This window comes from Sphingomonas liriopis (genome assembly GCF_024211255.1).
Lineage (GTDB): Bacteria > Pseudomonadota > Alphaproteobacteria > Sphingomonadales > Sphingomonadaceae > Sphingomonas > Sphingomonas liriopis.
Genome location: NZ_JAMLDY010000003.1, coordinates 72461 through 98743, shown reverse-complemented (window position 1 = coordinate 98743; position 26283 = coordinate 72461). Strand labels below are relative to the sequence as shown.

18 protein-coding genes and 1 pseudogene are annotated in these 26283 nt (G+C 64.7%); 9 read left to right on the top strand and 10 right to left on the bottom strand.

All coding sequences use genetic code 11. The annotated features are described in order from the left end of the window. Nucleotides 1-64: 64 nt before the first annotated feature. The 3 genes from M9979_RS03000 to M9979_RS02990 form a co-directional block, all read right to left on the bottom strand. Nucleotides 65-931 (bottom strand): hypothetical protein, encoded by an 867-nt coding sequence (locus M9979_RS03000; protein WP_254287856.1) that lies wholly within the window; start codon nucleotides 929-931, stop codon nucleotides 65-67. Between the two features lie 191 nt (nucleotides 932-1122). Continuing rightward, nucleotides 1123-1461 carry a hypothetical protein gene (locus M9979_RS02995; RefSeq protein ID WP_254287855.1) on the bottom strand — a complete coding sequence of 113 codons (339 nt, stop codon included), beginning with the start codon at nucleotides 1459-1461 and terminating at the stop codon, nucleotides 1123-1125. A gap of 551 nt (nucleotides 1462-2012) precedes the next feature. Next, on the bottom strand, nucleotides 2013-3149 hold the full coding sequence (locus tag M9979_RS02990) for a cysteine desulfurase family protein (protein ID WP_254287854.1): 1137 nt from the start codon (nucleotides 3147-3149) through the stop codon (nucleotides 2013-2015). Nucleotides 3150-3292: 143 nt separating this feature from the next. Between M9979_RS02990 and M9979_RS02985 the strand changes: the two genes are divergently transcribed. The 3 genes from M9979_RS02985 to M9979_RS02975 are packed head-to-tail and all read left to right on the top strand — an operon-like array spanning nucleotide 3293 to nucleotide 8417. After that, on the top strand, nucleotides 3293-4231 hold the full coding sequence (locus M9979_RS02985; protein WP_254287853.1) for a DUF4007 family protein: 939 nt from the start codon (nucleotides 3293-3295) through the stop codon (nucleotides 4229-4231). Further along, nucleotides 4228-7587, top strand: a complete 3360-nt coding sequence (locus M9979_RS02980; RefSeq protein ID WP_254287852.1) for a hypothetical protein — start codon at nucleotides 4228-4230, stop codon at nucleotides 7585-7587. Before M9979_RS02985 ends, M9979_RS02980 begins: the two co-directional genes overlap by 4 nt. Next, nucleotides 7587-8417 (top strand): phosphoadenosine phosphosulfate reductase family protein, encoded by an 831-nt coding sequence (locus M9979_RS02975; protein WP_254287851.1) that lies wholly within the window; start codon nucleotides 7587-7589, stop codon nucleotides 8415-8417. The genes M9979_RS02980 and M9979_RS02975 overlap by 1 nt, the downstream gene beginning before the upstream one ends. 24 nt (nucleotides 8418-8441) lie before the next feature. Here M9979_RS02975 and M9979_RS02970 read toward each other — a convergent pair whose 3' ends face one another. Both M9979_RS02970 and M9979_RS02965 read right to left on the bottom strand, forming a co-directional pair. Continuing rightward, entirely contained in the window at nucleotides 8442-9326 is an 885-nt protein-coding gene (locus M9979_RS02970; RefSeq protein WP_254287850.1) for a hypothetical protein, read from the bottom strand. Between the two features lies 1 nt (nucleotide 9327). After that, the gene (locus M9979_RS02965; RefSeq protein ID WP_254287849.1) at nucleotides 9328-11205 is read right to left on the bottom strand and encodes a DNA sulfur modification protein DndB; all 1878 of its coding nucleotides are present in this window, start codon (nucleotides 11203-11205) and stop codon (nucleotides 9328-9330) included. Nucleotides 11206-11413: 208 nt separating this feature from the next. Here M9979_RS02965 and M9979_RS02960 point away from each other — a divergent pair, with 208 nt between their 5' ends. Together M9979_RS02960 and M9979_RS02955 are read left to right on the top strand one after the other, a co-directional pair. Next, nucleotides 11414-11839 carry a hypothetical protein gene (locus M9979_RS02960; RefSeq protein WP_254287848.1) on the top strand — a complete coding sequence of 142 codons (426 nt, stop codon included), beginning with the start codon at nucleotides 11414-11416 and terminating at the stop codon, nucleotides 11837-11839. Next, complete coding sequence (locus M9979_RS02955) at nucleotides 11836-12453, top strand: class I SAM-dependent methyltransferase (RefSeq protein ID WP_254287847.1); 618 nt, start codon at nucleotides 11836-11838, stop codon at nucleotides 12451-12453. Before M9979_RS02960 ends, M9979_RS02955 begins: the two co-directional genes overlap by 4 nt. Nucleotides 12454-12515: 62 nt before the next feature. On the opposite strand, the gene M9979_RS02950 is transcribed toward M9979_RS02955, so the two are convergent. The 5 genes and pseudogenes from M9979_RS02950 to M9979_RS02930 form a co-directional block, all read right to left on the bottom strand. Then, nucleotides 12516-13424 (bottom strand): phospholipase D family protein, encoded by a 909-nt coding sequence (locus M9979_RS02950; RefSeq protein ID WP_254287846.1) that lies wholly within the window; start codon nucleotides 13422-13424, stop codon nucleotides 12516-12518. Between the two features lies 1 nt (nucleotide 13425). Then, complete coding sequence (locus tag M9979_RS02945; protein WP_254287845.1) at nucleotides 13426-15249, bottom strand: ATP-binding protein; 1824 nt, start codon at nucleotides 15247-15249, stop codon at nucleotides 13426-13428. Beyond that, nucleotides 15239-16870 carry a DEAD/DEAH box helicase gene (locus M9979_RS02940; protein ID WP_254287844.1) on the bottom strand — a complete coding sequence of 544 codons (1632 nt, stop codon included), beginning with the start codon at nucleotides 16868-16870 and terminating at the stop codon, nucleotides 15239-15241. The genes M9979_RS02945 and M9979_RS02940 overlap by 11 nt, the downstream gene beginning before the upstream one ends. Nucleotides 16871-17395: 525 nt before the next feature. Continuing rightward, nucleotides 17396-18169 (bottom strand): alpha/beta fold hydrolase, encoded by a 774-nt coding sequence (locus M9979_RS02935; RefSeq protein WP_254287843.1) that lies wholly within the window; start codon nucleotides 18167-18169, stop codon nucleotides 17396-17398. A 565-nt stretch (nucleotides 18170-18734) separates the two neighbouring features. Next, nucleotides 18735-19040: pseudogene (locus M9979_RS02930) on the bottom strand (IS3 family transposase); the annotation flags it as partial. Nucleotides 19041-19378: 338 nt separating this feature from the next. Between M9979_RS02930 and M9979_RS02925 the strand changes: the two are divergent. The 4 genes from M9979_RS02925 (at nucleotide 19379) to M9979_RS02910 (ending at nucleotide 26215) form a co-directional block, all read left to right on the top strand. Further along, a complete protein-coding gene (locus tag M9979_RS02925) occupies nucleotides 19379-21625 on the top strand; it encodes a TonB-dependent receptor (protein WP_254287842.1) in 2247 nt (748 codons plus the stop codon). A 255-nt stretch (nucleotides 21626-21880) separates the two neighbouring features. Next, nucleotides 21881-23416 carry a S10 family peptidase gene (locus M9979_RS02920; protein ID WP_254287841.1) on the top strand — a complete coding sequence of 512 codons (1536 nt, stop codon included), beginning with the start codon at nucleotides 21881-21883 and terminating at the stop codon, nucleotides 23414-23416. Further along, nucleotides 23413-24858: a S10 family serine carboxypeptidase-like protein gene (locus M9979_RS02915; RefSeq protein ID WP_254287840.1), complete on the top strand. Its 1446-nt coding sequence runs from the start codon at nucleotides 23413-23415 to the stop codon at nucleotides 24856-24858. The genes M9979_RS02920 and M9979_RS02915 overlap by 4 nt, the downstream gene beginning before the upstream one ends. A gap of 16 nt (nucleotides 24859-24874) precedes the next feature. After that, nucleotides 24875-26215, top strand: a complete 1341-nt coding sequence (locus tag M9979_RS02910; protein WP_254287839.1) for a metal-dependent hydrolase family protein — start codon at nucleotides 24875-24877, stop codon at nucleotides 26213-26215. Nucleotides 26216-26283 lie beyond the last annotated feature (68 nt).

Here is a 26283-nt window from a genome sequence, read left to right as displayed (position 1 = left end):
GGCTTAGGATCGGAAAATCTCCGGTTTAGGTCCGAATCTCTCCGGTTTCAGCGTCGTCCTCCAGTCATATCCGTAGGTTCAGAAGCTGCTCTCCCAGTTCGCCGTGGCGCAGGAAGTACTCGTCGTAGCGCAGGCCAAGTCGCTGATCCCTGTCACCCCATATGTCGGCTGTGCCGATGTCGTTCTCCAGGCGCGCGAGCGCGGCAGGGCCGATATTCTTCGTGTGACCGACCCTCCGCCCCGTTATTCGGCCTTGAGGGGTGGGCTTCACGCCTGAGACTTCCCTCAACAGAAATTCGCGATGCGTGTGCTCGATCATGATCGTGCCCTCGTCGTCGAGCGCTTTCATCATGTATCGAAAGACATTCCATTGCTGGCGGGTGTCGTTGCCGAACCAGCTTGTATGGCTGGGGCGAAGTTTCGCCGGCGGCTGGCGGGGGTCCGGCGCCGGTAACTCCAAGAGCCTACGGACCGCTTTCGCCACCCAGGAGCGGAACGTCACGTTCCAAAATTCGGGCACGTTCAACAGGAAATGGCTGTGCAGGCCGAGGTGCTGTCCCACCTCTTTTACCCATATCACCGGCATGGGTATCGGATGGTCTAGTTTGGCCTTCTGGCGGTCATTGGCCCATGCCTGCATGCTGGCGAGAAAACGGGAATGTAGCGATGCGATATGATCGGGGTCACGGACGCCGCCGACCTCCCAGGACACCGTGACGAAAGTGTTCAGGATCAGGCCTTGCATGTTGGCCGTGGCGACGGCCTTGTACATGCGCATGAAGTCCTGCTCGGTGATGACGTCGGATACCGGCTTGGCCCGTGAGCGCCGGATTTCTTCCCAAGCTTGAAGCCGTTGCGAGTACAGCCCGGTGCCGAGTGGCACCCGCGGCCGGCCTTGACGATCGACGAGATCCTCGCCGTCACGCCACATGGCGGCTATCCGCTGCTCGGAAGGCGGTAGGTCTCGAAACCGATCGCTCCCGGTGTCGAGGTCTCGTTCCCTTCCATGAAGGTAGGGGTCTGGCTGAATGGGCGACGTCTCCCACCCTTCCACGGGTACGGAAAGTGGCATTTCCATCTATTTTCTCCGGAGGGGGCTGGACTGCGCCAGCCCCCCGATAGTCAGGCGTAGTACGTGAGCAGCTGCTGGATCAGCGTGTACATCTGGTGTGGAGCTGCACGCCGGATGTCGCGTCCGAGCGGCTGCAGTTCGCAATACCCGCCCAACCAGTCAGACAGCGCCCGCATCCGATCTGGCTCAAAAGGAGCCTTGCCGCTGGGATTGCTTCTCAGAGCTAGAGCCAGTTCCGCTATTGCTGCGATCAGAACCGTGCCGGGGTGGATGGCGTCCACGGCTGAATACGGAATGGACACCTTCATCCGGTAGCGGCGGGTGTCGTAAAGGCTGTCGGTTAGCGAAAGCGCTATATCGTATGCGCCGGCCGCCTGCGGTATGAGCATGGCATCGCTTGCGTCGAGGATGCGCTTGGTAAGCCTATTATGTAGCGTCCTCTCCCGTGACGATATGGGAGCAGTGGCCTCTGAGGTCGACAACAAGCCGGGTATTAGATATTCAAGGGTGCCGAGGCTGGCAGATGGGAGCGACCGGCTTGCAAGCGGGTGGCGCGGATCGCCATGTGCTGGATAGGTAGTTGCGGTTATTGTAAGCATGCGCTTTCCCCTTAATCATTCGGGTGGGCGCAATGGCGAGTTTGCCACTGCCTACACATATAGCGAAAATTCCGCCAACCCTTCACTTGCCGCGGGGACGAATAGAGAACATCAGGGCGGCTGACGTTGTTTCTCTGTGCGTGTGTTGCTTTTGTGCAACGTTTTGATCGACTTTGCCGACTAAGCAGCCTTGGGGCCGGCGAGGGGCCGTTGGCGGAGGTTCGTTGAGGTAGCTGGGCAGCGACGTTGGACATCCTGAAGTGGTGGAGAGCGACCCGTCCGCTTTCAGGCGCGGGAGCGTGTTTCCGGCCGTTCGTTCCTCCGCAATCCGACTATCGCTGTCAGGTCGCGCGGACCGCCGCCGCGATCAGCGCCACTGCCCGTTCGACTTCCTCGATCCTCGTGCCGGGGCCAGTGCTGAGACGGATCGTCCGTTCAGCTTCAACGGCAGAAAGTCCGATCGCTCGCAGGACGTGGCTTGGCTCGGGCGTGCCGGATGTGCACGCCGATCCGCGCGAGACCGCGAGCCGTGGTTGGAGCCGCGCCACAACGGCGGCGGCGTCGCCATCGGGCAGCAGAACGCTGAGATTTCCCGGATGGCGCGGACTCGGTGCTCCGTTGAGCCGCAGCCCCGGGATGGCGCCTCTCAGTCCGGCCAGTAGGTGATCGGTGACCTCCCGCCAGCGCTCGATCCCATCCTCGTCCGGGAGATCGGTGCAGGCGGCGCCGAAGCCGACGCAGAGCGGCGTCGGCAGCGTGCCGGGTCTAAGCCCGTTCTCCTGATCGCCGCCGTGGATTACGGGCGCGATCCTGTCGGCGGATGTGGAGGACACGAACAGCGCGCCCACGCCCTTTGGCCCACCGGCCTTGTGCGCCGAGACGCTCGCGAAATCGACGCCAGCCGCCTCCACGTCGACCGCGCCCCATGCGAGCCCTTGCGTCGCGTCGCTATGGAGCAGCGCGCCGGCGTCGCGACAGATCCGCGAGATGTCGGCGAGGCGCTGAACAGAGCCGATCTCGTTGTTCACCGCGCCGATCGACACCAGCAGCGTGTCGTCGTTTACCAAATCGCCGAGCACGGCGAGGTCGATCGCGCCGTCGTCATCGACGGGCGCGATGTGGACTTTGAAACCGCGTCGCCCCAAGGCGCGGGCAGGCGCGAGGACGGACTTGTGATCGATCGCGCCGACGACGATCGCCCGCCTGTCGGTGGCGGCCTCAGCCACGCCGAGGATCGCGATGTTGTTCGCCTCGGTCGCGCCCGACGTGAACACGATCTCGCCGGTCTCGGCCCCCAGCGCGCCGGCGACATGCGCGCGCGCCGCCTCGACTGCGTCTGAGGCGGCCCATCCCGCGGCGTGGTCGTCACTGTGCGGGTTTGCGTAAATGCCTGAGATGAATGGCATCATTGCGCTTAGCACTGTTGGGCTTGGTGGGGCCGAGGCCTGATGATCGAGGTAGATACCAATATCGGCCATTTGCATGTTCCTGGTATGTCCCTGTTCTACTGGCGAGTTCTGCCAGCGTTGACGGCCGCTTTGCTGACGCCTATGCCCGACTGGATATATTGTCCAGTGGGAAGACCTGTATGCGAAGCCTCCTAGATCGGGCGGACGTCAGATTGCAGTTCGCGGGGCATGAGACGTTCCCCTGCCGCTACGGATGGCTGAAGAAGTCGTACGACGCCGTCGTGTCGGCACCCGACGAGGATGCCCGTCGGCGCGCATTCGCGCCGGACGTCGCGATCTCCGAGTTCGGCGTTGGCAAGAACATGGTGGCGTCGATGCGCCACTGGTCGCTCGCCTGCGGGGTGCTTGAGAGCCACGGCCTAGGCGGCCGAATCGGCGAGTTGGCGCCGACGGAACTCGGCACGCTCCTCTTCGGCTCAGTCGACCCGTATCTCGAGCGGCCCGACTCGCTATGGGCTCTGCATTGGAAGCTGGCATCCTCCCCGGGACGCGCTACCGCGTGGTACTACGCCTTTAACGAGTTCAACGAGACGATCTTCACGAAGGACTCCCTTGCCGCGCGCCTCATGTCGCGGGTCGATGAACTGCGCGACGCGGGCCGTCTCGCCGGTAGCCGCATTGCGCGTGCGACGATCGACCGCGACGTCGAGTGCCTCATCCGCACCTATGTTCCGCGGACGGGCGGGCGGATGGGGGCCGAGGACGGCCTCGAGTGTCCGTTCGCGGAGCTCGGGCTGATCACGCCGCTCGCAGGTGTCGGAGCGGTGCAGTTCCGACGCGGGCCGAAGCCGACGCTGTCTGACGAGGTCTTCGCCTCGGCGCTCGTGGAGTTCTGGCAGTCTCAGCTCGCGACGCGCGGCGCGCTCTCGGTCGAGGCCGTCACGCATGAGCCCGGTTCGCCCGGTCGGGCCTTCCTTCTGGACGACGAGTCCATCGCGGAACGGCTGGAACGGCTGGAGCGGGTGACGGGCGGTGCGCTCGCCTGGGACGAGAGCACGGGTTTGCGGCAGATCTCGGCGCGGGTCCCGATCGCGACTATCTCCGCGACCGGGCTGCTCGGGCCAGCCTACCTCCCGAGGAAGGCGGCGTGACCGCGCTCGTCGACACGGTCTCCGTCCGGCGGCGATTTCAGCGGTCGGTGCGCATCGACGGCGACATCGGCGCCGAAGCCACGTCCGGCTTCGTGTGCACCTCGACTGCCGCGCAGGCGCTCAGGACGACGATCGAGCACGTCTCCCGGCTTGGGCATGGGGCGTTCACGTGGACCGGGCCCTACGGTTGCGGGAAGTCCAGCCTCGCGGTCGTGCTGGCCACGGCGCTCGGCCCTGACGGCCCCGGTCGTCAGGGCGCGATGGCCGTGTTGCCCCACGATGTGGCCGCCCGCTTCGCTGACGACTTGAGGTGGGCCGGCGACGGTTGGAGCGTGGTCCCCGTCACCGGCCGGCGCGCCGACGCGGAGGAGGTCATTGGGGACGCCCTCGACGAGCACCGCATCCCGCAGCGAAAGGGCGGGGTCATACCCAGACTCGTGGCGGCGGCCGGCCATGGCATCGGACTGGTCCTGATCGTCGACGAGATGGGCAAGCTGCTCGAGCACGCCGCGGCTGGCCATTCCGACGCGTTCTTCTTCCAGGAGCTGGCGGAGGCGGCTTCGCGTTCGGAAGGCCGCCTGATCGTGATCGGCATCCTGCATCAGGCCTTCGATGACTACGCCTACCGTTTGGCGCGTGAGACGCGTGACGACTGGCTGAAGGTGCAGGGGCGCTACGTCGACGTGCCTCTTAACCCGGTCGGCGAGGAGCAGCTCGCCCTTCTCGCGACCGCGATCGACGCGCCCGGGGCGCCGGAGGTTCAGCCGGCGGCCGCGGCCGTCGCGGCCGCGATCCGCGTTGGTTCCGGCGTCGTCGGGGGCATCGAGGCCACGCTTCGCGGCTGCTGGCCGCTGAGCCCCGTCGTGGCGTGTCTGCTTGGGCCGCTTTCCCGCCGGCGCTTCGGCCAGAACCAGCGCAGCCTCTTCGGCTTCCTCGGTTCCGCGGAGCCGTATGGCTTCCAGGACTATCTCGCCTCAACCCAGGTCGACGACGCGCGGCCATACGACGTCGGACTGCTCTGGAACTACCTCCGCGCGAACTTGGAGCCGTCGATCCTCGCGTCGCCCGACGGTCACCGGTGGTCGCTCGCTGTGGACGCGGTGGAGCGCTGCGAGGCGCGCGGCGGCACCGAGCACCAGCTGCGATTGGTCAAGGCGATCGCGTTGGTCGACATGTTCCGCGAGCGGTCCGGGCTGGTTGCGGGCGTGGACATCCTCGGCGCGGCGTTGCCCGACGTCCCCGAGGCGGATCTGCGGCAGGACCTCGAGACGCTCAAGGCGTGGTCGGTGATTGTCTATAGACGGCACCTCGACGCGTTCTCGCTCTACGCCGGTTCTGACTTCGACATCGAGCATGCGGTCTCCGGCCTGCTCTCGGCGACGATGGCGTGCGACTATGGGCGATTGAGGAGCACGGGCGTCTTCGGCCCCATCCTCGCCAAGCGCCACTATCACGACACCGGTGCAATGCGGTGGTTCGAGGTGGACGTCGCGTCCCTCGACGCGGCGGAGGAGCGGATCGCCCGCTTCCGCGGCGACAGCGGAGCCGTCGGGTTGTTCCTCCTCCTGATCAACGAGGCGGGCGCCAGTGCGGGTACCGTCCGCCGGCGGGTGGCGCTGCTCCGGGAGCGCATCGGCGGGCGGGCGATCGCCATCGGCGTGGCGACTGATAGCTTTATGCTGCGCGAGCTCAGCCTCGAGCTGATCGCACTGGAGTCGATCCAGTCCACCCGGCCCGAGCTGAAGGGCGACCCGGTCGCCCGTCGCGAGGTCGCGAGCCGCATCGCCCGAGTCGGTGGCGAGCTGGAGGAGCGGCTACGCGCCAGCCTCGCAGTGACCTCGTGGCACATCCCCGACGAGGGTGAGCGGGCGGACGCGGACGGCTCCGAGGGCCCGGCGCGCCTGAGCCTGCTAGCGTCGCGGCTCGCGGGAGCGATGTTCCCGGCGTCCCCGCGCATCCGCAACGAGCTCATGAACCGCTCGAAGCCGTCGTCGAACGCGATGGCGGCCGCCCGCGCGCTCATGGTCGCCATGGTCCGGTCAGCCGATCGGCCGAGGCTCGGCATTGAGGACTTCCCGGCCGAGGGCGGCCTGTACGCATCGATTCTCGAACGCTCTGGACTTCATGGTCCTGTCTCGGACGGCGGCCATGGCTTCCGCACTCCGCCCAACGACGCTGACGGCGCCCGCCTCCTGCCGCTATGGGACGGCGCGGACGCGCTGCTTGCGGAAGCCGGATCCGCCGGGATGCAGTTGTCCGACCTCTTCGACCGGTGGCGCGCGCGGCCGTTCGGGGTGAAGGACGGGCTGCTCCCGATCCTCGGCCTCGCCTTCATCCTGTCGCGCGGCGAGGAAGTCTCCGTCTACCTCGACGGTGCGTTCATCTCGCGGATCGGCGACCTGTTCGTTGACCGCCTCCTGCAGGACGCGGGCAGTGTGAGGTTGCGGCGGAACGACATCTCGGAAGACCATGTCCGCATCCTCCAGGGGATCGCCGAGACCACCGCCGAGCTCCTGGGCGAGGAGATGCCCCCACAGGTGGATCCGCTGAGCGTCGGTCGTCAACTCGTCGCCGTCGTCACGGGAGCACAGGGATGGGTGCGCCGGACCGCCCGCATGGGCCCGGCCGCGACGCGGGTGCGCGACCTTGCGGCGTCTGCCCACGACCCGAACAAGTTCATGCTCGACGACCTGCCCACGATCTTCGCCGACGGCGACGCGACGGCGCAGGAGGTGATCGGCCAGATCAGGGACGGACTGGTCGAGATCTCGACCGCCTACGACCACATGGTCGCGGACCTCGCGGACAGGATGCTTGCGGAGCTCGCGGTTGGCGACGGGGACGATGCCCTGGACCGCCTGCGTAAGCGGGCCGCGACGGTGGTAGGGCTGACCGGCAACTACCGCTTGGATGCGTTCGCGACCCGTCTCGCGTCCTTTCACGGCGGCAACGAGGCGATTGAGGGGCTCGCGAGTCTGGCGGCCAACAAGCCCCCGCGCGACTGGGTGGACCGTGACGTCGACGCCGCGACTATCGAGCTCGCCGCGCTTTCGCAGGAGTTCCTCCGGGCGGAGGGGCTGGCCCACGTAAAGGGTCGGGACAGCTCGCGCATCCGGATGGCGTTCTACATGTCGGATCCCGGCCGCCCTGCGCTGGTGGCGCCCGAGTTCAGTGTCGATGACCTTGACCGGCAGCGGGCGCGGTCGCTCGCGACGAAGCTGCGGGGCGCAATCGACAGTAGGACGTCCCGCGAGGTGGCGCTCGCCGCCATCATTGAGCTCGGTGCGCAGCTCGCCGACGAATTGACGCCGTCCAGCCTACCGGCGTCGAGCGGCCCCAAGCGGAAGGCCGGCTGATGGCGGAACGTCATGTCCTTGGACTGTCCGGCGGCCGCGACAGCGCCGCGCTCGCGGTGCACATGGCTCAGGCCCATCCGGAACTCGAGCTGGAGTATTTTTTCACGGACACCGGGAAGGAGCTGCCGGAGGTCTACGAATACCTGGGACGTCTCGAGGGTTTCGTCGGCAAGCCCATCGAGCGGTTGAACCCCGACCGCGACTTCGACTTCTGGCTTAGGCAGTACAACTCGTTCCTTCCGAGCCCGCGTACGCGGTGGTGCACTCGGCAGTTGAAGATCCGGCCGTTCGAGCAGTGGCTCTGGCCGTCGCTCGACGCTGGCGACACTGTCGTCAGCTACGTCGCGATCCGTTCGGACGAGAGCTACCGCGAGGGCTACGCCTCCACGCACCCGAACCTCAAGGTGCGCCTCCCGTTCCGCGAGGTCGGAATCGATAAGGCGGCGGTGATAGACATCCTCAACGCCAGCGGGCTCGGATTGCCGCGTTATTATGACTGGCGCTCTCGGTCCGGCTGCACGTTCTGCTTCTTCCAGCAGAAGATTGAGTGGGTCCGGTTGATGGAGCGCCATCCGGAGAGCTTCGAGGAGGCCAAGGCGTACGAGAAGAACGCGGTGGACCACGGATCGCCCTTTACCTGGAGCCAGGGGGAGTCGCTTGACGAGCTGGCGCGACCGGACCGCGTTGCGCAGATCCGAGCCGATCACGACCGCAGGGTGGCGCGCGCCGCGTCGCGCCGCGTGGTCAACCCGCTGCGGCGGGACGACGACCCCATCGACATGGACGAGCTGTATGGCGCGTCCAAGGTCTGCCTCACCTGCCATAAGTGACCGGGTGGGCCGGGCTGCGGAAGGCTAGGTCCGAAAGTCCATTGGCAGCAGCACTTCGAAGGGCACTTCGAGGTCGAACGCCTCGGTGTCGGCTTCTTCCTCCAGCATGTCTTCCGTCACGATCGGTAGCTCGCGCAGGCCTTTCACGACCTTTTGCGCCTCTTCCGCCGTAAGGATGCACGGCAGATAGGCCCGCATCTGTACCCGCGGCCCGTCTATGGACAGGAAGAACGCATCCGTACCGCATCCATTGACAAGTGCGGATATGGCGTCGGACGCGATCGTACCGGTGGCAAGCCGTGCCTCGATGACGAGATACCTGTGAACGCGGCTCACGACTGGCACCTGCCACTGGTCTTCGCCCAACGCGATGCTTGCGAGCCAGTCCTCGACGATCAAGCGGTAAGGATCTGGGACGGTCTCCGGCGTGAGCGGCTTTATCGCCCTCCGTTGGGACCGATAGTGGGCTGTCATCTCCTCGACCAGCGTCCTGAACTCGCGCACGCTCCGCATGTCGCGATCGGTCAGGCGCCGGAAGTGGGCGACCTTGTTCCGCAACGCGTTGAACACCTTGAACGAGGACGCAAAGATGTCCTGTGGTGGCCAGCGATTCTTCAGAATCAGCCACACCGCTTCGGATAGCATGACGTCCTTGAGCTCCGTCAACAGCAGGTAGGACAGTATGTTGCGCTCGTCGGCGTCGATGATGCGAAGGTCGCGCTCGTTGCGCTGCGCGGCCTTGGCGGTCGCGTCGGCGGCGCCGAGCAGCGTCCGCCACTGCCGACCTCGGGCGGCCACGATCTCGAACCGGACCATGTGCCGCAGGTACGCCTCGATGTTGTAGACGAGCCGGTAGCCTTCCTCGGCGTTACCCGAGCAGAAGTCGGCGCGCCCGTCGGCGCTGAACACCTTAGCTGCCTCTCAGCGTACCGCGGAGGTGCTCGTATCGCTGTTTGACCAGGCGTTCATACTGGCCTGAGTCGTCGTCGAACCCCCGCGCGAGCGCGAACTTCGCCATTCCCCACCTGATAGGGCGGTTGGCCTCGAGGTCGAGGTAGTAGCAAAGCGTCTTCGAGGGCGCACCCCCGACGCTGCTGTCGAGGCGATCGAACGCCGGTGCCTCCGGTCCGAGGAGCTTGAGGATGAAGCCGACCTCGAGCCAGCTTCGCATCCGTTCTGCGCCAGCGTTCGTGAACTCGATCGTGTCATCGGCCGAGAGACCCGAGCCGGCCCAGAAATAGTCGTTTTTCAGTTGCGCGTAGACTTCGTCGAGCCCTTCCTCGTGTAGCGTATTCATGTATTCGATAAATGCCTCGGCAGCGGTCTCGCGCGAGGGTGCTGTCTTGAAGTACTGGCCGGGGCCGCGGAGCACGTTGATGTAGGCACGGTAGAGCGCGCGCTGGAACACGACCTTGAAGGCCCAGCTGTCCTCCTTGATCTCGTCGATCGCCGCGAGCGGCTTGTCGTAGCGCTTGCTCAGCGACCAGCCGGGCTCCGCTTGCTTGGCCGCTTCCTCGAGGCGCTTGCTTCGCTCCTGGCCAGCCTTCGCGGGCATGACCTCCTTCGATACGTAGAGGTTGACAAACTGTGGCCCGAGCAGGTCGTGCTCCTCGGCATATGTCCATAGGGCGGAATAAGGTGCGTAGTCGCGTAGAAGGGCGCGCATATGCGGACGCCAGTTCGCATCGAAGGACTGCTGGAGGATTTTGATCTGGTTGGGGAGCCAGCTGAGGCGGGTCTGGAGCCGGGCGCATTGCCGGATCTGACCCAGCACCTCTTCCCTCGCGCCGACGTCCTCGACGGGGAGCGTCGCATCCAGCCACTTCTCCACCTTAGCGACGCTGTTGTCGTCCTCGTCCATCTGCAGGTCGGGGACCGCGAGCAGTTGTCGGACCGCCTCATGCAGCAGCGTGACGGTGGTGATGAAGGGACCGTCCTCAATTTTGTTGCGGTCCGTCATCCAGTCGACGAGCGACAGTGGTATGCGCTCGGCATCGCCGGTGTCACCGAGCGATCGTCCCATCAGGGAGCGCGTGGCGACGCTTACGATGCTGAGGTCGTCGAGCAGGATCGTGCGGCTCGGCGAGACCGGCTTGGCGTTCTTGTTTAGGTCGATGAAGACGCTGCGCAGTGCCGACACTGTGCGCGAGGAGTCGCTGTCGGCATGGGGCGTTTTGAAACCCACGCGCGCGTCAGCGATCAGGAAGATGACCGGCACCGATGCGCCTTCCCACCGGTCCTTCTTCGCCTCCTTTACGAAGCGCTTGATGGCCGCCAAGCGATGCTGGCCGTCCACGGCGACGGCGTCCACGCGGTCGGTCGCCCAGCGCATCTTGCCGGCTCCGGCTACCTGGTCCTCGTCAGAATCATAGAACTGGATCTGGATGCCGCCCATCCCGATGGGTGCGCCGAGGCCGGGGTCGGTGAGCCTCGGCATGTCCCCCGCGGGACCGAAATCCCCCCCGAGGCTGTCGGTATGGCTCGGCATAAGGGCGACGGTCAGCGCGTTGAAGAACTGCGGACGGGTCGGGCTGTTTAGGTATGCGAGGATCTCGTTATCGACCCGATCCCAGGAGATGTCGCGCTGGAACAGCTCCTCGAGGGTCCACTCGGCGGTGTCCGCCTGAGGTAGCTCCTCGAAGAGCTTAAAGTACTTCTCCGCGAAGACGAGGGGGACGTTCGTTGTGAAGAACGGGATCGAGTAGTTCCAGAGCGACACGCTGCCCTTCAGGAACACGATCTCTGGGGTGAGCGCCTCGGGGACCGTGGCCTTTATCGAGAATGCCAAGCTAGCTTACTCCTGATATCGCTTTCTCGAACCTACCGAACACGCGTTCGCGGGCAAGCCAATTAGCGACGAGTACCCGCCAGCCACGAAAAGGATTGCCACCGTATTGGAGCGAGCGCCGCGCAGGCGACAGCAGCAGCCCCGCTCGTGCGGCCAGCGGCAGGCCGAGGCTGTCGCAAGGTACGCGCTGCCTCTATATCATGTGGCCATGTCGGGTGAAAAAACAGTGACGCCACCGCTGCTGGACGCGGACACGGTCTACAGGGAACTGTGCGCCGACTTCCGGTCGCTCAACGCGGTGCTGTGGCAGACGCCACTCCTTTTCATGACGCTGACCGGCGGCCTCTGGTTCGGGGTCGCGAGCCTCGCCGTGACCGAAGCGGCGCGCGTCGGCCTCCTGGCCTTCGCGGGCCTCGCCAACCTCGTCATGATCGTGGCGCTCTATCGCCTGCGTTACGTCATGCAGCGTATCCAAGAACAGATCCTAACCCGGGACGGCCGTGCCGTCATCGGACCCAACTATATGATCGTCACGTGCTTCGCGGTGCTGCTGCTGGTCGCCGCCTGCGGGTCGCTGTGGGCCGCCGCCGTCCCGGAGCGCGTCTTCCCAGCAGCTGCGAAGGCCCCGCGGTGAGCCGTCCGGGCTCAGCGCCGCTCGCGTCGGTCGACTACTACGACAACCTCGCGGTGACGCTGTCGGGCGCGTACGACTCGATCTCGTTCGAGGAGGTGCATCCCGGCGTAGCCCCGCATCTTCCAACGTTGCCCTCAAATGTGCTCGACGTCGGTGCGGGCAGTGGTCGCGACGCGCGGGCGCTCGCCGCAATGGGCCACCGCGTCGTCGCGGTGGAACCCTCCGAGGCGTTCCGATCCGTTGCCGTCCGTGAAGGCGACCGCCTGCGCTGGGTCGATGATCGCTTGCCTGACCTGCCGCATTTGGTTGCGGAGGCCCAGAGGTTCCGCTTCATCTTATGTTCGGCGGTATTGATGCTCGTTCCGGCGACGCGGTTAGAACGCTGCTTCACGACGTTCGCGACGCTGCTGACGCCCGGCGGCGCACTCGCTGTCAGCCTCCGTGCGCCGGCCCCGGGCGAGCCGGCAGACGTCTTCCACGCACATGCAGACGCGGACGTCGTAGAAGCCGCGGAGACCGCGGGTTTCAGGCTCACCGAGCAGGCCACGCCGCCGGATGCCCTTGGACGTCAGACCCTGCGGTGGCGATCGTTCGTGTTCACGTCGGGGGAATAGCGACACTGTGTCGACGCGCGGGTTGCCGGAGCAAGTGCGCCACACCCGATCGTTGCGATGGGCTACCGCATGGGCCGCGGCTTGCGGCGGGTGACGTAGCTCCTCGGCGCGATCTCCAGCGTGTCCCCCAGGAAGTGCGTCATCCAGTCCCGCACGACGACCCATTGCAGCTCGGGCTCCATGGTCGACTCGCCGGGGAGCGCGGCGATCATTGCGACCGCGTCCTCGTCGCCGAGGTCGCCGTCGACGGCGGCAAGGATGGCTGCGAGGACCGGCATTGTCGTGAGTGACGTGGACACCGCCGCCCTGAAGGCAGGCTCTGAAAGCCCGGGGAGAATCGCGAGCGCCTCTAGGTCGTGCCGTGCGGCCTCCAGGGACGCGGCCGTCAGTCGGTCTGCGCCGAGCCCATTGTAGACCTGGTAGAGCCGCGCCGGGGCGGCGAGCCGGGGCATCCAGTTCGTCGCCCTCGCTTCGTCCACCTCCGTCGCCTCTACTGATCGCGGCACCTTCAGCGATGCCGCCTCGCTGGCGATGCGGTCGCGCTCCTCGGCGGTCGCCAGGCGGGCGGCGGCGGCCTCCTCGACGCAGCGCGCTATCGACGGGTCACCCGTCCCGGCCTCGAGCAGTATCTCGAGGTTCGACCGATCGCACCAGCCTAGCGCCGTGGCCGTCAGGTTTGCCGATCCGACCAGGGCCCTGTCGTCCGCGAGGTACAGCTTCGCATGGAGCCGGTCGATTAGCCTCAGCTCCGAGCCCGGACGGGCCGCCACTATGTCGAACGTCTCCAGGTCGCTCACCCCCGCGGCGACCTCGTCCGCATGCCATCTGGTCACGACGCATACGCCGACGTCCGGGTTCATCGCCGCCAGTAGCCGCCGCAGCACGGCGGCCTTGATGAACGGCGCGCACAGGATGAGCTGCCTGGTCGCCGCGGCGACGTGCGCGAGGAGTATGTCGCCGTCGCGGCGCAAGCTAGAAGCCCGCCACGTCGTCGGGCTCGAGGAAGTCGCGCGCCAGCTTGCCCCAGCTCTCGCGCACCCGCTCGTAGGTGCGCTGGTGGGGCGGGTCCTCGCGCTCCATGCGCGCCCAGGCGGCGAAGAGCAGCTGAACCGCCCTGCCGGCCTTCAGCAGGCGCTCCTCCAACTCGCCGGACGACAGGTGCTCCAGGTCGTCGTCGGCCGACACCGTGTCGAAGATCATGTCGAACGCGGGGTGCCGCCGGTTGAACACGACCTCGGTTGCTGGACCCCGGTTGACCACCGTGAACAGCTCGGATGAGCCGCCGAGCGTCTTGTCGATGAAGAGCACCTTAAGGTCGCCCGAGACGATCCGAGCCACGATCTCGGAGGTGTCCTCGTCGCTGCGGCCGTCCTCGCTCAGGTCGTCGGAGATCTCCTTCACGTCGCCCGGCGACGGCTTCTCGGGAGTATCTGGAAGCGGATTCGTCTCGTCCCGCTTCTTCCACTTCTCGTTGGCCGCCTCGGTCGGGTCCCCGGCCTCGTGGCGCTCACCCTTGCGGCGCGTGCCCTTGCCCTGGACCTTGATGGTGGTGCGTATCGAGGCGAGGTTGTCCTTGATGGTCTTGCTCAGTTCGAGCAGCACCCCCTTGGGATCGCCCTCGTCGCGCAGGCGCTTCACGACGTCGGGCATCGTCTCGTCGGGCTCGGCCAGCTCGTCCCAAGTCAGGCTCGATAGTTCGTTGAAGACGGTCGCGGCCTGCTTGTTGTTGGTTACGCCGAAGATCTCGTCCAGCTCGGCCGGGAACTCGACCTCGCATCCCCACCACCGGTCGCGGGGATCGTATTGGATCGTCCAGGAGCGATCCAGCATCAGCTCGCGCCCCGCCCGCATTACCGACACGCCGATGTTGTCCGCGGCATCCTTGCCGTAGGCGGTGTCGCCGCGGTTCGCCGTGCCGGCCAGCTCGATCGTGAGCGGCTTGGCAACCGAGTAGCGGGTGTGCACGGTGTGCACCCTGCCGTCGACCTCAATGTCGACGGGGATGTCGTAGAGGTGCTCGAACATCTGCTGCACGTTGAACGGCGTTGGCATAGTCGGCGCCGGAGTCAGGTACATCGGGTCGTTGATCGTGACGAAGCTCTCCTCGAGCGCGTCCTCCTCTCCGCCGGCCATCCGGATGGACAGGGTCTTGTTCCCGATGAACCGCCGGTGGATGCGGCCCAGGAGCCAACCTGTGTTCTTCAGGGTCGCCTTCGCGCCCTTCCACGTTAGCCGGTCCGCACCGAGCTTCGTCCACACCACCAGGGTGCCCGACTTGCCAATGGTGCGTGCCCGCGCGCGCCACACCGCCGGCACGGGGTCGAGCTGCGGCGGTGGCACGTCCCGGGTCTTCCGTTCGCGGATCTCCTGCACGTCGAGCCAGGTGTGGAGCGCGTTGTCCGCGCCGTTCTGCCAGCTCCAGACATCGACGCGCCCGGCCTGGGATATCGATGCGTTGGGGAGCCCCATGCCGAAGCGGCCGATGCCAGATCGGTCGTTTAGCCGCGTCCCGTTCCCGAACTGCAGCGACTTGCGGAGCACCTTGGCATCCATCCCGTCGCCGTCGTCGAGGACGGCGATCTCGCACAACCGCTTGCGCGACCGCGTGGCGAGTTGGGTCATCGCCTCCACGCAGATGATCTCGCAATTCTCTGCGTTTGCCTGCACCGAGTTGTCGACGAGTTCGGCGAGCGCATAGGCTGTGTTCTTGTAGCCGCTGTCGCGCATCGCCTGAATCGCGAGCTCCGCGGGGATGAATGGGGCCTCCTCGACGTCCACCTCGACCTCACTCGCCATTCCAAACATCCTCCCAGTTGAAGAAGGCGTCGGCGATGTCGCCGAAGCCCGGGAATGCGGGATCGTGGACCGTCAGGATCTCGCACGTCTCGTTGCCACCAGCCTTCGGGCCCCGCGTCGCGCGGCCGACCATCTGGCTGTACAGTACCAACGACTTCGTCGGTCGCGCGATGATCGCCGCGCTCGTCCGCGGTGCGTCGAAGCCGGTCGTGAGGACGCCGAAGTTGCACACAACCATCGGCGCCTCGCTGGCGGATTTGAAGGCCCGCAGCGTCGCGGCCCGCCGGCCGGCTGGCGTCTCCCCGGTTACCACGGACGAGGCGATGCCGTTCGCCTCCAGTGCGTCGGCGAGGATCTCCGCGTTGCCGACGCTGACGGCGAAAAGGATGATACGGCGGTGGCCACGTTCTACGAGACCCTTCACCGCCGCGATGATCGCAACGTTCCGGGCAGTGTCCGCGGCGAACGCCTCGAGCGAGGCGTCGGGGAAGTCGTCGGCGCGCGCGATGCGCCGCAACTCCTCCTCGCTCGGCGTCCTCGCTGGCGTATACTCGATCGGCTTGAAGACTGGCCGCGCTAGGTAGCCCTGGTCGAGTAGGTACTTGACCGGGTTGTCATCGTCGCCGGCCTCGAGCACCACCTTCGAGCCCTCGAAGTAATCCGAGAGCTCGCGGTCCGCCTCCATGTCGTTCCAGGTCCGCCCCGGCGTCGCAGTCAGTCCGAGCAGCGCGTTGTCGGCACCCGCTCCGCAGAGTCCGTCGATGAGCGCCCGGTATGTCGGCGCGATGGCCTGGTGAGCCTCGTCGATGACCACGAGCGAAGTGCGGCCCGCCAGGCGTTGGAAGTCGAGCGGGCGCCGTTCGCGCCAGGCGTGCAGCTTGGCGAGGCCCGCCACGAGCAGCCCGTCCGCGAGCGCGGTTGGCGGTTCGCCAAAATTCGCCCAGAAGCGCTGCAGCGTCACGGTCCGGTTTCCAAGCTGGGACCAGGCCAGCCCGAAGGTCTCCGCGGCCTGCTCGACGAGTTCACGGCTGGACGCCAGCCACACCACGAGGGCTGGTTCCGCCTCGTTCAGCGCGCGCGCGACGATGTGCATCGCCGTGCGGGTCTTGCCCGCCCCGGTAGGCATATGGACGACGGTCCGCCCCTTGCCGCCGCCAATGATCGCGACGGTTCGGCGCACGACTGCCCGTTGGTGGGGGAAGAGCCCGAAGCCGACTTCCCGTTCCTCCACGGGTAGTGCCGCGACGACGCTCGCGGCGTCGGCCGGGTCGAGGCCGAAGAAGCCGGAGGCCGTCGGCCAATGCGCCTTTTCGGCGAGGCCTGCGGGATCACCGTTCAGACGGTGCCGGAGTTCCTCGAGCTTGCCGGGATCTAGGTTGCGAAGGATCGTCCGGCGCTGCGCGGCGTCGGCAAACACCGCCAAGGGCCGTTCCGCGAGGATGCGGTTCGCCGCCGCCTCGATCCCGCTCCTGTCAGCAGGATCGAGAGTGGGCAGGAGTGGCAGCACCGCGGGACCGACAATTAGTTCGAGATCGCGCTTGGTCAGTCTCGACACGACGCGACTGAGGTCCTGCCCGGGCGATGCCCCGGCGAACCCACGGATCGCATCGAAATCGTTCATACCCGAAATTTTCCCCCGCGAACATTAGAGCAGAGCGCTAGGCCGAAATCCAGCGTGGTCGACCGTGGAGTCTCGGCTTGCCCTAGAAGCGCGGCGTTAGCTGTTGTTCAACGCCTCAGGCTCCGTCAAGGGTTGATCTGCGTAAGCAGTTTCACCATCAACGGAACGAGCTTGCCACCAAGGTCGGCCTCAGCCCGCCTAAAGCAAAGGTACTCTGCGCGCACCTCGGCATCGATAACGACCTGACTTGCTGTCACGTCTTTGAGTTTGGGGCGCAGAAGATTCCATGTTCCTCCGATAATGCCAAGCGACGGATGGAGGAGGCGCTACCGAATATTGACATGGCCGAACTCTGGGCCAACCGAAACGGTTTGCAGACTTCAGCGGGCTGACCGCCGAGAGAAGCTGCGGATGGGTGAGGTGAACGAACGGCCGGAATCGAGGAACCGGAAGGGCGGCCTGAACGTCCGGGTATGGGTCGATGCTGCAATTATCGCGCAATCGAGCCGTCCAGCGGGTGGAGAATCACCTCGTCGCGTCGAGAATGACGGCGACTGTCTCCTCCGGCGTGTCCCACATCGGAAAGTGCCCGCTGCCATCAAACCAGTGCAGCTCGGCGCCGGGAAAGGCTGCCTGCGCGCGCGCAGCCTGTCTGGGGAGGCAGAGCCGGTCGTACCTGCCCCACCCGATGACGACCCGGCCGGTGCCGGCAGCGGCGGGGCCGGACTGCTCAGGCCCCGTGGCAAGGCTCCGGACCAGCGCATCGAATGTCGGCGTCTTACTGAGACCTTCCAGCTCGGTCGCGACGGTCTCCCCGTCAAGCGCCCAAGGACGCGCAGAGAGCTGAGCGAGCAGGGCCGTGCGCGACGCTGCATTCCGGCTCAACGCCGGCAGGGCCGGCCGGATGGCCCGCAGTAAGCGACCGGAGGCGCCGATGGTGGTTCTGAAGAAGGTGCGCTCCCAGCCCCGCCAGAAGCCGCCCGGATCAAGCGCGACCACGTTGCCGACGAGTCCACGCCGCGCGAGCTCAAGTACAATCCGCGCACCCATGGAACTGCCGACGACATCGACGCCGGACAAGCCAGCCTCCGCGATATAACGCTCGACGCTGCCGACCAGACCATCGAACGTCCCGCTGTCGGACTCGGCATGGGTAGCCCCATGGCCGGGAAGGTCGACCGCGATGACCTTTCGCGAGGCGCTGAGTGGGTCCAAGACGGTGCTCCACGATTGCCAACTCCCGCCCAGGCCGTGGATCAGAAGCAGCGTGCGTCCAGCGCCTCGCTCAATCGTGTTCATGCCGTCTCCGCCTTGTCGCTGTGGGAACCTCAACGCGCACGGTCGCTTCGCGGGCCCGGCCTTTATCGGCTGACGGGCGCTGGAGATCGGCCCCTAAGCCCACGCCGGCAAGCGGTGGGGCCGGGTATTTTGCCTGTTCAGAAAAGAGTCATTGGACATGAACGAGCGACCGCTTGCGAGTAGCGCTACGCTTGCACTGAATGGCCGATTATGGGTCTGCACGGACTCAACTGAGTGTTCGGTAAGCGACCCCATTCCTGCGTCGATCCAGCCGTTTAAGCGACACGCCGCCGTCAGCCTTGACCCGCCCCTACAGCCTTCTGCTACAGAGGTTGCGTCGATCGGCATCAATCGCAAAGGTGAAAACGGCAGTTTCGCTGGGGATCAGAAACTTGGATGAGGCTCCTGCCGCCCCAGCCAGTACAATTTCCAGGGACGTCTCACCACGTCCCGGAACGTCCCGATAAACACTGGCTGATCAGCAACTTAAAGCGGTTTGGCGTCCTGGAAGGTCTCACGACCGACCGTTGCGGCCTGAGCTGCTGCCGATTTCGCGGACACGAGGTTAAGCTACCTGCGCTTGCCGCTCGAAGTCCATGGGGCTGAGATAACCCAGGGTCGAGTGGCGTCGCGTCGGATTGTAGAAGCGCTCGATGTAGTCGAACACGTCTGCCTTTGCGTGATTGCGCGTGCGGTAGGTTTTACGTCCGACCCGCTCGGTCTTCAGCGAGGAGAAGAAGCTCTCCATCGCCGCGTTGTCCCAGACGTTGCCCGACCGGCTCATCGAGCAGGTCACGCCGTTGTCGGCCATCAGCCGTTGGAACTTCTCGCTCGTATATTGGCTGCCCTGATCCGAGTGGTGCAGCAGGGCAAATGCACTAACTAACAACTTGGACCACCCTGTGGGGGCTGCTCAGCTCGGTGCGGGCCGCCTGCGGGTTCGGCTATCGCAGGAACGTGATCGCGACTCTTGGCTATCGCTGGTGATCGGAGGGAGGGGAAAAGCCGCCGTTGCTTATCCGCGGCTGGGCGTAACTATGGAATAGTCCTCTCGACATAGAGCGCCTTCGCCAAAGCGAACCGCCTAAGCCCGAACGTCGCCTGTTACCAGCTTGCCACTCATACCAAATCTCATACGATCATAGAAATGTTGCGTATCCGCCTTTGATTCGTCATCAAGGTGTCGCTTTGGTAGTTCGAGGGGGGCAGATGGCCGTGAATTCAATCAAGAGCCGTGTTCGGCGCTTCTTCCTGATGACGACAGCGGTGACGTTTGCGTCTGCTGCGCCCGCGTTCGCGCAGGATTCCACTCCCGCAACGCCGGACGCTGCGGCGCCGACTTCGCCGAACATCAACGGGCAGGGTGATATCATCGTCACCGCCCAGAAGCGATCGGAGCGGCTTCTGTCGGTGCCGGTGCCTGTAACGGCGATTGCACCGTCCACACTGCTCAGTGAGAGCCGGACACAGTTGCAGGATTACTTCGACAAGATCCCAGGGCTTAGCCTGCTCTCGTCAGGCAGTGGCCAGTTCACGTTGGCCGTGCGCGGTATCAGCACGAGTTCGTCCAGTAATCCCACCGTTGGCATCGTGATCGACGATGTGCCGTTTGGTGCAAGCAGCGTGACCTCTTACTCGTCGCGTTTGATACCGGATCTCGATCCCTCGGATCTGGCCCAGGTCGAGGTGCTGCGCGGCCCGCAAGGGACTCTGTACGGTGCCAGCAGCATGGGTGGGCTGCTTAAATATGTAACAGTCGATCCCTCGACCCGCGGAGTATCGGGTCAAGTGCAGTCCAACTTGACGTCGGTGGACGGCGGCGGCGTGGGCGCTGGCCTGCGAGGAGCGATCAACGTGCCGCTCGACGACCAATTGGCGGTCCGCGTGAGCGGCTTTGGGCGCCGCGATCCCGGATATGTCGATAACGCAACAACCCGCAAGGACGATGTCAATTCGGCTAATGCTTATGGCGGCAGGATATCGCTTCTCTGGCGGCCGGATGCTAACATTTCCTGGAAGGTTTCGGCCCTCCTGCAGAATACCGATGGTAACGGAACATCCGAAGTCGATTCGGACAGCCTTTTCCAGGCAAATACAAGCGAGCTTTCCCAGGCGCGCTTGCCAGGAACCGGCCAGTATCGCAGCCGGGTTCGGCTTTACAGTTCCACCATAACGGCGAATATTGCTGGTTTCACACTAACGGCGCTGACTGGCTACGGGCAGAGTAAATACAACGCCATTTACGACTATTCCCCGAGTTACGGCGTGTATTCTGCCCTATTCAGCGGCAATCCCGCGGCTACCGGCGCAACGTTCCACAATATCTACGATACGCGGAAGTTCACACAGGAGGTGCGCGCCGACCGTTCGATTGGCGATCTCTTGGACGTCACGGTGGGCGGCTATTATGGCCGCGAACGAACCTCAGGTCAGCAGATCATCAATGGCGTCCTACAGAGCGCAAACCAGGTAGCGATAAACCTCGCGACGATCAGTTCGCACACCAAGCTGGATGAGTTGGCGGCTTTTGGAGACGTGACGCTTCACTTGGGAGCCTTCGCCCTGCAGGCAGGCGGGCGTTACGCCCACAACAACCAGTCCTACCCGCGCACTGCGGCCGGGGTGCTGGTCGCGCCGGGGACAACCGACATCGGCTCGAAAAGCGACCTCGGCACCTTCCTGGTGTCGCCACAGTACAAGTTCTCCGACAATGCGATGCTTTATGCGCGTATAGCCTCGGGATATCGCATCGGAGGCCCCAATCCCAACGCCGCCGCCGGCGTGCCTGCCAGCTATGCGCCCGATAAGACGGTCAATTACGAGATCGGCTTCAAGGGAAGCTTCTGGGATCGACGGCTGACGATCGACACGTCGCTCTTCTACATCGACTGGCGGAACATTCAGCTTTCGTTGAGCAACCCGACGACCGGCTTGACCTATTTTACCAACGGGCCACGCGCAAAGAGCGAAGGCGTCGAAGCGGCGATCACCCTCAATCCAACCGACGGGCTCACGATCGCCGCCAACGGCACCTACAACGTGGCCGAGTTGACGCGCGATCTGCCTGTCGGAGGGGGAGCCGGACTCGACGGCGATCGTCTGCCGTTCAGCAGCCGCTTCGCAGGCAACATCGCCATCGACCAGACTATTCCTCTAAACGGCACGACCAGCGCCACCTTCGGTGGCACGGTAACCTATGTTGGTGACCGCTACAGCGACTTCCAGCGAACGTTAAGTCTGTTGCGGCCGCGTTACCCTGCCTATACCACCTTCGATCTTCGCGCAGGGCTCAAGCAGGGGCCGTGGTCAGTGAACGCGTTTTTGACGAACGTGACGAACCGACGGGGCGTGATCGGCGGCGCTACGCGTAGTTTGCAATCGCTCGCGAGTGCGCCCTTCGCAGCTGTCTATATCCGGCCGCGCACGGTTGGGTTGTCACTCAGCCGGACTTTCTGACGCACCATGGCGGGGGGCGCACGCATGCTGAAGTCAATGGGCGGGTCCGTAGCCCGGTTCACGCTGATATGCGGCGTATTCGCAACACCGGGCACGATGTCCGCAGTTGCCGCAACACCCCCGCCAACGCCGCAGACATCGTCAGCGTCAGCGTCAGCGCCGTCACCGGCTGTCGCCTCCAGCCCTTCAGAAAGCTCGGCATCGCAAACGACGGTAACGGCACCCTCTGTCGCTACCAGATATACCGGCAAGCATTTGTCGCTCGCCGATGTTCCACCACCGCGTCGCTTTGTCACCCAGCATGTGGCCACCATCGGAGGGCGGAAGATCGCGTTTACGGCAACCGCCGAAGAGAGCTACGTCACCAATATCGAGGGTGAGCCGACCGGTCGGTTCTTCACGTTCAGTTATGTGAAGACGGGTGCCCGCGATCCTAATCGGCCTGTCCTCTTCCTCTTCAACGGCGGTCCCGGTTCGGCATCGTGCTGGTTGCAGATGGGGGCGATGGGGCCATGGAGGGCGTTCCTCGACCACAGCGTCAATCCGAGCAACGTCCCTCCGTTCGGCTATTCCGAAAATCCGGACTCGCCGCTGGACGTCGCCGACCTCGTCTTCATCGATCCAGTCGGGACCGGATTCAGCCACGCTGCGGGAGCCGCCGAGGATAGCGACTTCGCGGGCGTCGATGCCGACGCCGACAGCGTCGCGCGTTTCATCGAGGGGTGGTTGCAGCGTAACGGTCGGTTTACGTCGCCCAAGTTCGTGCTTGGCGAGAGCTACGGCGGCTTCCGCGCTGCCATGATGCCGCGCGCGCTTCTCGGCGGTATCCGCTATGTCGGCGTGATGCGGGGGATAACGCTGGACGGCGTGATCATTGTCGGGGCGCCACTCAGCCTGGGGGCCAATAGCGGCGCCGCTCCCGCTACCGATGCCGGCATCGGCGGGGGTGCACTGATCCCCGGCATGGCGATTACCGCGGATTATCATCGTGGGGGCGCCTCCGCGCCCGACGTCGCAACCCGGTACGGTGAAGTTTCTGACTATGTGGGCGGTCCGTACGCAGACGCGCTTCGGCGACTGAAAGACGGCGCGTTACCGCAAAGCGTTGAAGCGGAGGTGGCTGATCGCCTGGCACTTTATACCGGCGTTCCTGCCAAAACCTGGATCGACAGACATCTGGCATTGTCGCCTCCTGAATATTCCGCTCTGGCGCTGGCCGGGTCGGGCCTGAAGGTTGGACTGTATGACAGCCGCTATACTTTGCCCGCGTCGCACGACGGGGGCGACTTCGTCGCAGACGATCCGGCGATGGCGCAATATGTGCCCGGGATCGTCGCCGGCTTTCAGCAGATGATCCACGACGAACTGAAGGTCGACATGCCGATCCCCTATGAGGCGATCGTCTGGGAGGGCGTATTCAGTCGTTGGAACAACCGTCGGGCGGGCGTCGCGCCCGACCAGACATACGGTGACGATCTCGCGATCGCGATGCGACGCCAGCCGCAGCTGCGGGTGATGCTGATGACGGGCTATTACGATCTGCTGGCGACGCCGCTGGCGACGGCAAGCAGCGCCAGAGCCGCAGGTCTGCCTCCGGAACGCGTGACACTGCATAGTTATGCTTCGGGTCACATGTCCTACCTGGGTGAGACTGCACCGCAATTCGGTCGCGATGTGCGACAATTCATCCTTGATACGCTCGCCAGCCATTCATCCGCCGCGGCGACGCCGTTGCCGGCATCGCCGATCCGCAATGATCAACCCAGAACAGACAGAGATCACAGCAAATGAGGCGCTTCGTCCTTGCCCTTCTGTCCACGGCCGCCATTGCTGCGGCTGTGACCAGCACACAGGCGCAGATCGCGCCGCAGCCGCTCGTGCCCCTTACGATGACCTCGCAGCCGGGGCCGCGGATCTTCCGCAGTTCGCACGAGGGCATTTTCGACGGAAGGGAGCTTTCCTACACCGCCGAGGTGTCGGAAACGATCATCAAGGATATCGCTACCGGCAAGCCGACGGCGAGCCTCTTCGCCACCTCCTATGTCGCGACAACGCCGACCGGAAAGCCGCGTCCCGTTATCTTCGCGTTTAATGGCGGCCCGGGTGCCTCGGCGGTCTTTCTGCAGTTCGGTGCGCTCGGACCCAAAATCGTATCCGACATTGGACATCCCGATCGGGGGCTGATCGACAATCCGCGTTCGCCATTGGCTGTCGCCGACCTCGTATTCCTCGACATGCCCGAGACAGGATATAGCCATATCTTGCCCGACGGTCAGAAGAGCGCGTTCGCCTCCGTCGACGGCGATTCGGCGGCGATGTCGCGGATGGCGGTAACCTGGCTGCAGAGCCACGGCCGGCTGAACGCGCCCGTTTACATCTATGGGGAAAGCTACGGCACGATGCGGGCGGTGGCGATGGCACGCGACCTGGCCCGCGGCCAACCGGCGATCAAGGTTGCCGGGTTGATGCTTGGGGGAAATAGCCTCGGCTATTTCCAGAAGGGCCAAATGCCCGACATTCTATATGCTGCCAATGCCCTGCCCATGATGGCGTCCGTCGCCTGGTATCACGGCCGCATCGACAATAAGGGCCAGACCTGGCAGCAGGCAGTCGATAAGGCCCGGCTGTTCGCGCGCACGGACTATATCGCGGCGCTCATGCAAGGGTATGAACTGACCGAGGCGGAGCGGGACCGGGTGATTGCCCGCCTCCCGGCACTGATCGGCCTCCCGGCGGAAAATTTCACCGGGCGCAACTCGATCGTCCCGGCCGATTTCCAGGCGGAACTGCTGGCCGATCGCCATCTCGTCGTTGATGGTGACGACGGGCGCATTACCCATCCGGCAGGCGAGCGTGAGTCGCTGACGCAAATGCTCGCGCTCTATGACAAATTGATGGCTGACTATGCCGCAACACAGATCGGGGTTACCGGCCTCGGCGCCTACCACGGTTTCAATACGGTGCTCAATCCGGGGTGGAACTACTATACGTCAGGCGCGATGGCGCTAGACGTCACGCTGGCCGACGAGATGAAAGCTGATCCGTCGCTACGGGTGATGCTGGTGCAGGGGCGCTTCGATACGCTGACGACCATCGGCAACAGCGAATATATCATGCGTCAGGCGAAGCTCGACCGTAGCCGCTACAGCATCGCTTATTATGACGGCGGGCACCGACTGATCGCTCAGCCCGAAGTCCTCGATGCGATTTCCACATTCGTAACGCAACGCTGACCGGATAGGAACCATTATGCAGATCGATCGACGAACCCTGCTGATCGGTGCCGGCACGATGGCAGTAGCCGCTACCTCCGCGGTCGCAGCGCCGCGCGAGCGAAAGCCGGCGGTACTCGTCAAGAACGTGCGGCTGTTCGACGGCGTGTCGCCGAAGCTTGTCGATAGCCATCTGCTGGCGGAAGGGCCGTTGATTACCCGCGTCTCCACCTCGCCGATCGATCCGCCATCGGGATGCATCGTCATCGATGGCCGCGGTCAGACGCTGATGCCGGGCCTGACCGACGCCCATTGGCATTTGGCGCTCGCGGCTAACCGGCCGGCGGACCTGGACGCGGCGGACGATGGCCTGATGTTCGCCGACATGGTGGCGGAAGCCCAGCGCCAGCTGTTGCGCGGCTTCACCACGGTTCGCGACTGCGCAGGGCCGACGTTCGGCATCAAGCGTGCGATCGATGAAGGTCGGATAGCTGGACCGCGTATCTATCCAAGTGGCGCGATACTCTCGCAGACCTCCGGCCACGGTGATCACGCGGCCGCCTACGCCCTTTCGCCGACGTTCGCGGGAACCCCTTCGCGCTTTCAGCAACTCGGACTCGAGCTGGTCGTCGACGGCGTGCCTGCGGTCCTGGCCGGCGCGCGGCAGCAGTTGCGGCGTGGCGCGAGCCAGATCAAGATCGCGGCGGGGGGTGGGATCGTGTCCGATTTCGACCCGATCGACAGCGCTCAATTTACGATGGAGGAATTGTCGGCCGCGGTCGAAGCAGCGCAGGCGTGGGGCACGTACGTGATGGCCCATGCGTATTCATCGAACAGCATCCGGCGGTGCATTGAGGCTGGCGTTGCCTGCATAGAGCACGGGCATTTGATGGACGAGGCGACAATGGCGCTGCTCGGCCAGAAAGGCGTCTGGCTTAGTACGCAGGCGTTCTCCGCGGGAGATCAGCCTGTGTCTCCTGAAATGCATGCGAAGGGCGCCCCGGTGAACGGTGCCTATGAGCATCTGCTGCGCTGGGCGCAGAAGCATGGGGTTCGCGTCGCATTTGGGACGGACCTGGTTTTCCAGCCGGATAGCCCCGTCGAGAATCGGATGCTCACGAAGTTTGCGACGGTGTACTCGAATGCCGAGACGCTGCGGATCGCAACGTCGGGCAACGCCGCGCTGTTCGCGATGAGCGGCGCACGAAACCCGTACAGGGCTGCACCGCTCGGAGTGCTGAAACCGGGCGCTTGGGCCGACTTTCTGCTCGTCAAGGGCAATCCGTTGGAAGCGATCGATATCCTCGCCAACTACGAGGACAATCTTCTCCTGATTTGCAAGAATGGCGAGATCCACAAAAACATAGTTACGGCGTAACGCAGAGGGGCCGGCAACCTGGCGAAAGCCACCGGAAAAGATCGACAATGTATAATCAGAAGATATGG

Excerpts from the sequence above, each read along its gene's own strand:
- M9979_RS02995 (WP_254287855.1), bottom strand. The coding sequence starts at position 1,461 with ATGCTCATACCGCAGGCGGCCGGCGCATACGATATAGCGCTTTCGCTA.
- M9979_RS02990 (WP_254287854.1), bottom strand. The coding sequence starts at position 3,149 with ATGGCCGATATTGGTATCTACCTCGATCATCAGGCCTCGGCCCCACCA.
- M9979_RS02945 (WP_254287845.1), bottom strand. The coding sequence starts at position 15,249 with ATGGCGAGTGAGGTCGAGGTGGACGTCGAGGAGGCCCCATTCATCCCC.
- M9979_RS02915 (WP_254287840.1), top strand. The coding sequence starts at position 23,413 with ATGAGGCGCTTCGTCCTTGCCCTTCTGTCCACGGCCGCCATTGCTGCG.
- M9979_RS02940 (WP_254287844.1), bottom strand. The coding sequence starts at position 16,870 with ATGAACGATTTCGATGCGATCCGTGGGTTCGCCGGGGCATCGCCCGGG.
- M9979_RS02925 (WP_254287842.1), top strand. The coding sequence starts at position 19,379 with ATGGCCGTGAATTCAATCAAGAGCCGTGTTCGGCGCTTCTTCCTGATG.
- M9979_RS02960 (WP_254287848.1), top strand. The coding sequence starts at position 11,414 with ATGTCGGGTGAAAAAACAGTGACGCCACCGCTGCTGGACGCGGACACG.
- M9979_RS03000 (WP_254287856.1), bottom strand. The coding sequence starts at position 931 with ATGTGGCGTGACGGCGAGGATCTCGTCGATCGTCAAGGCCGGCCGCGG.
- M9979_RS02935 (WP_254287843.1), bottom strand. The coding sequence starts at position 18,169 with ATGAACACGATTGAGCGAGGCGCTGGACGCACGCTGCTTCTGATCCAC.
- M9979_RS02975 (WP_254287851.1), top strand. The coding sequence starts at position 7,587 with ATGGCGGAACGTCATGTCCTTGGACTGTCCGGCGGCCGCGACAGCGCC.
- M9979_RS02910 (WP_254287839.1), top strand. The coding sequence starts at position 24,875 with ATGCAGATCGATCGACGAACCCTGCTGATCGGTGCCGGCACGATGGCA.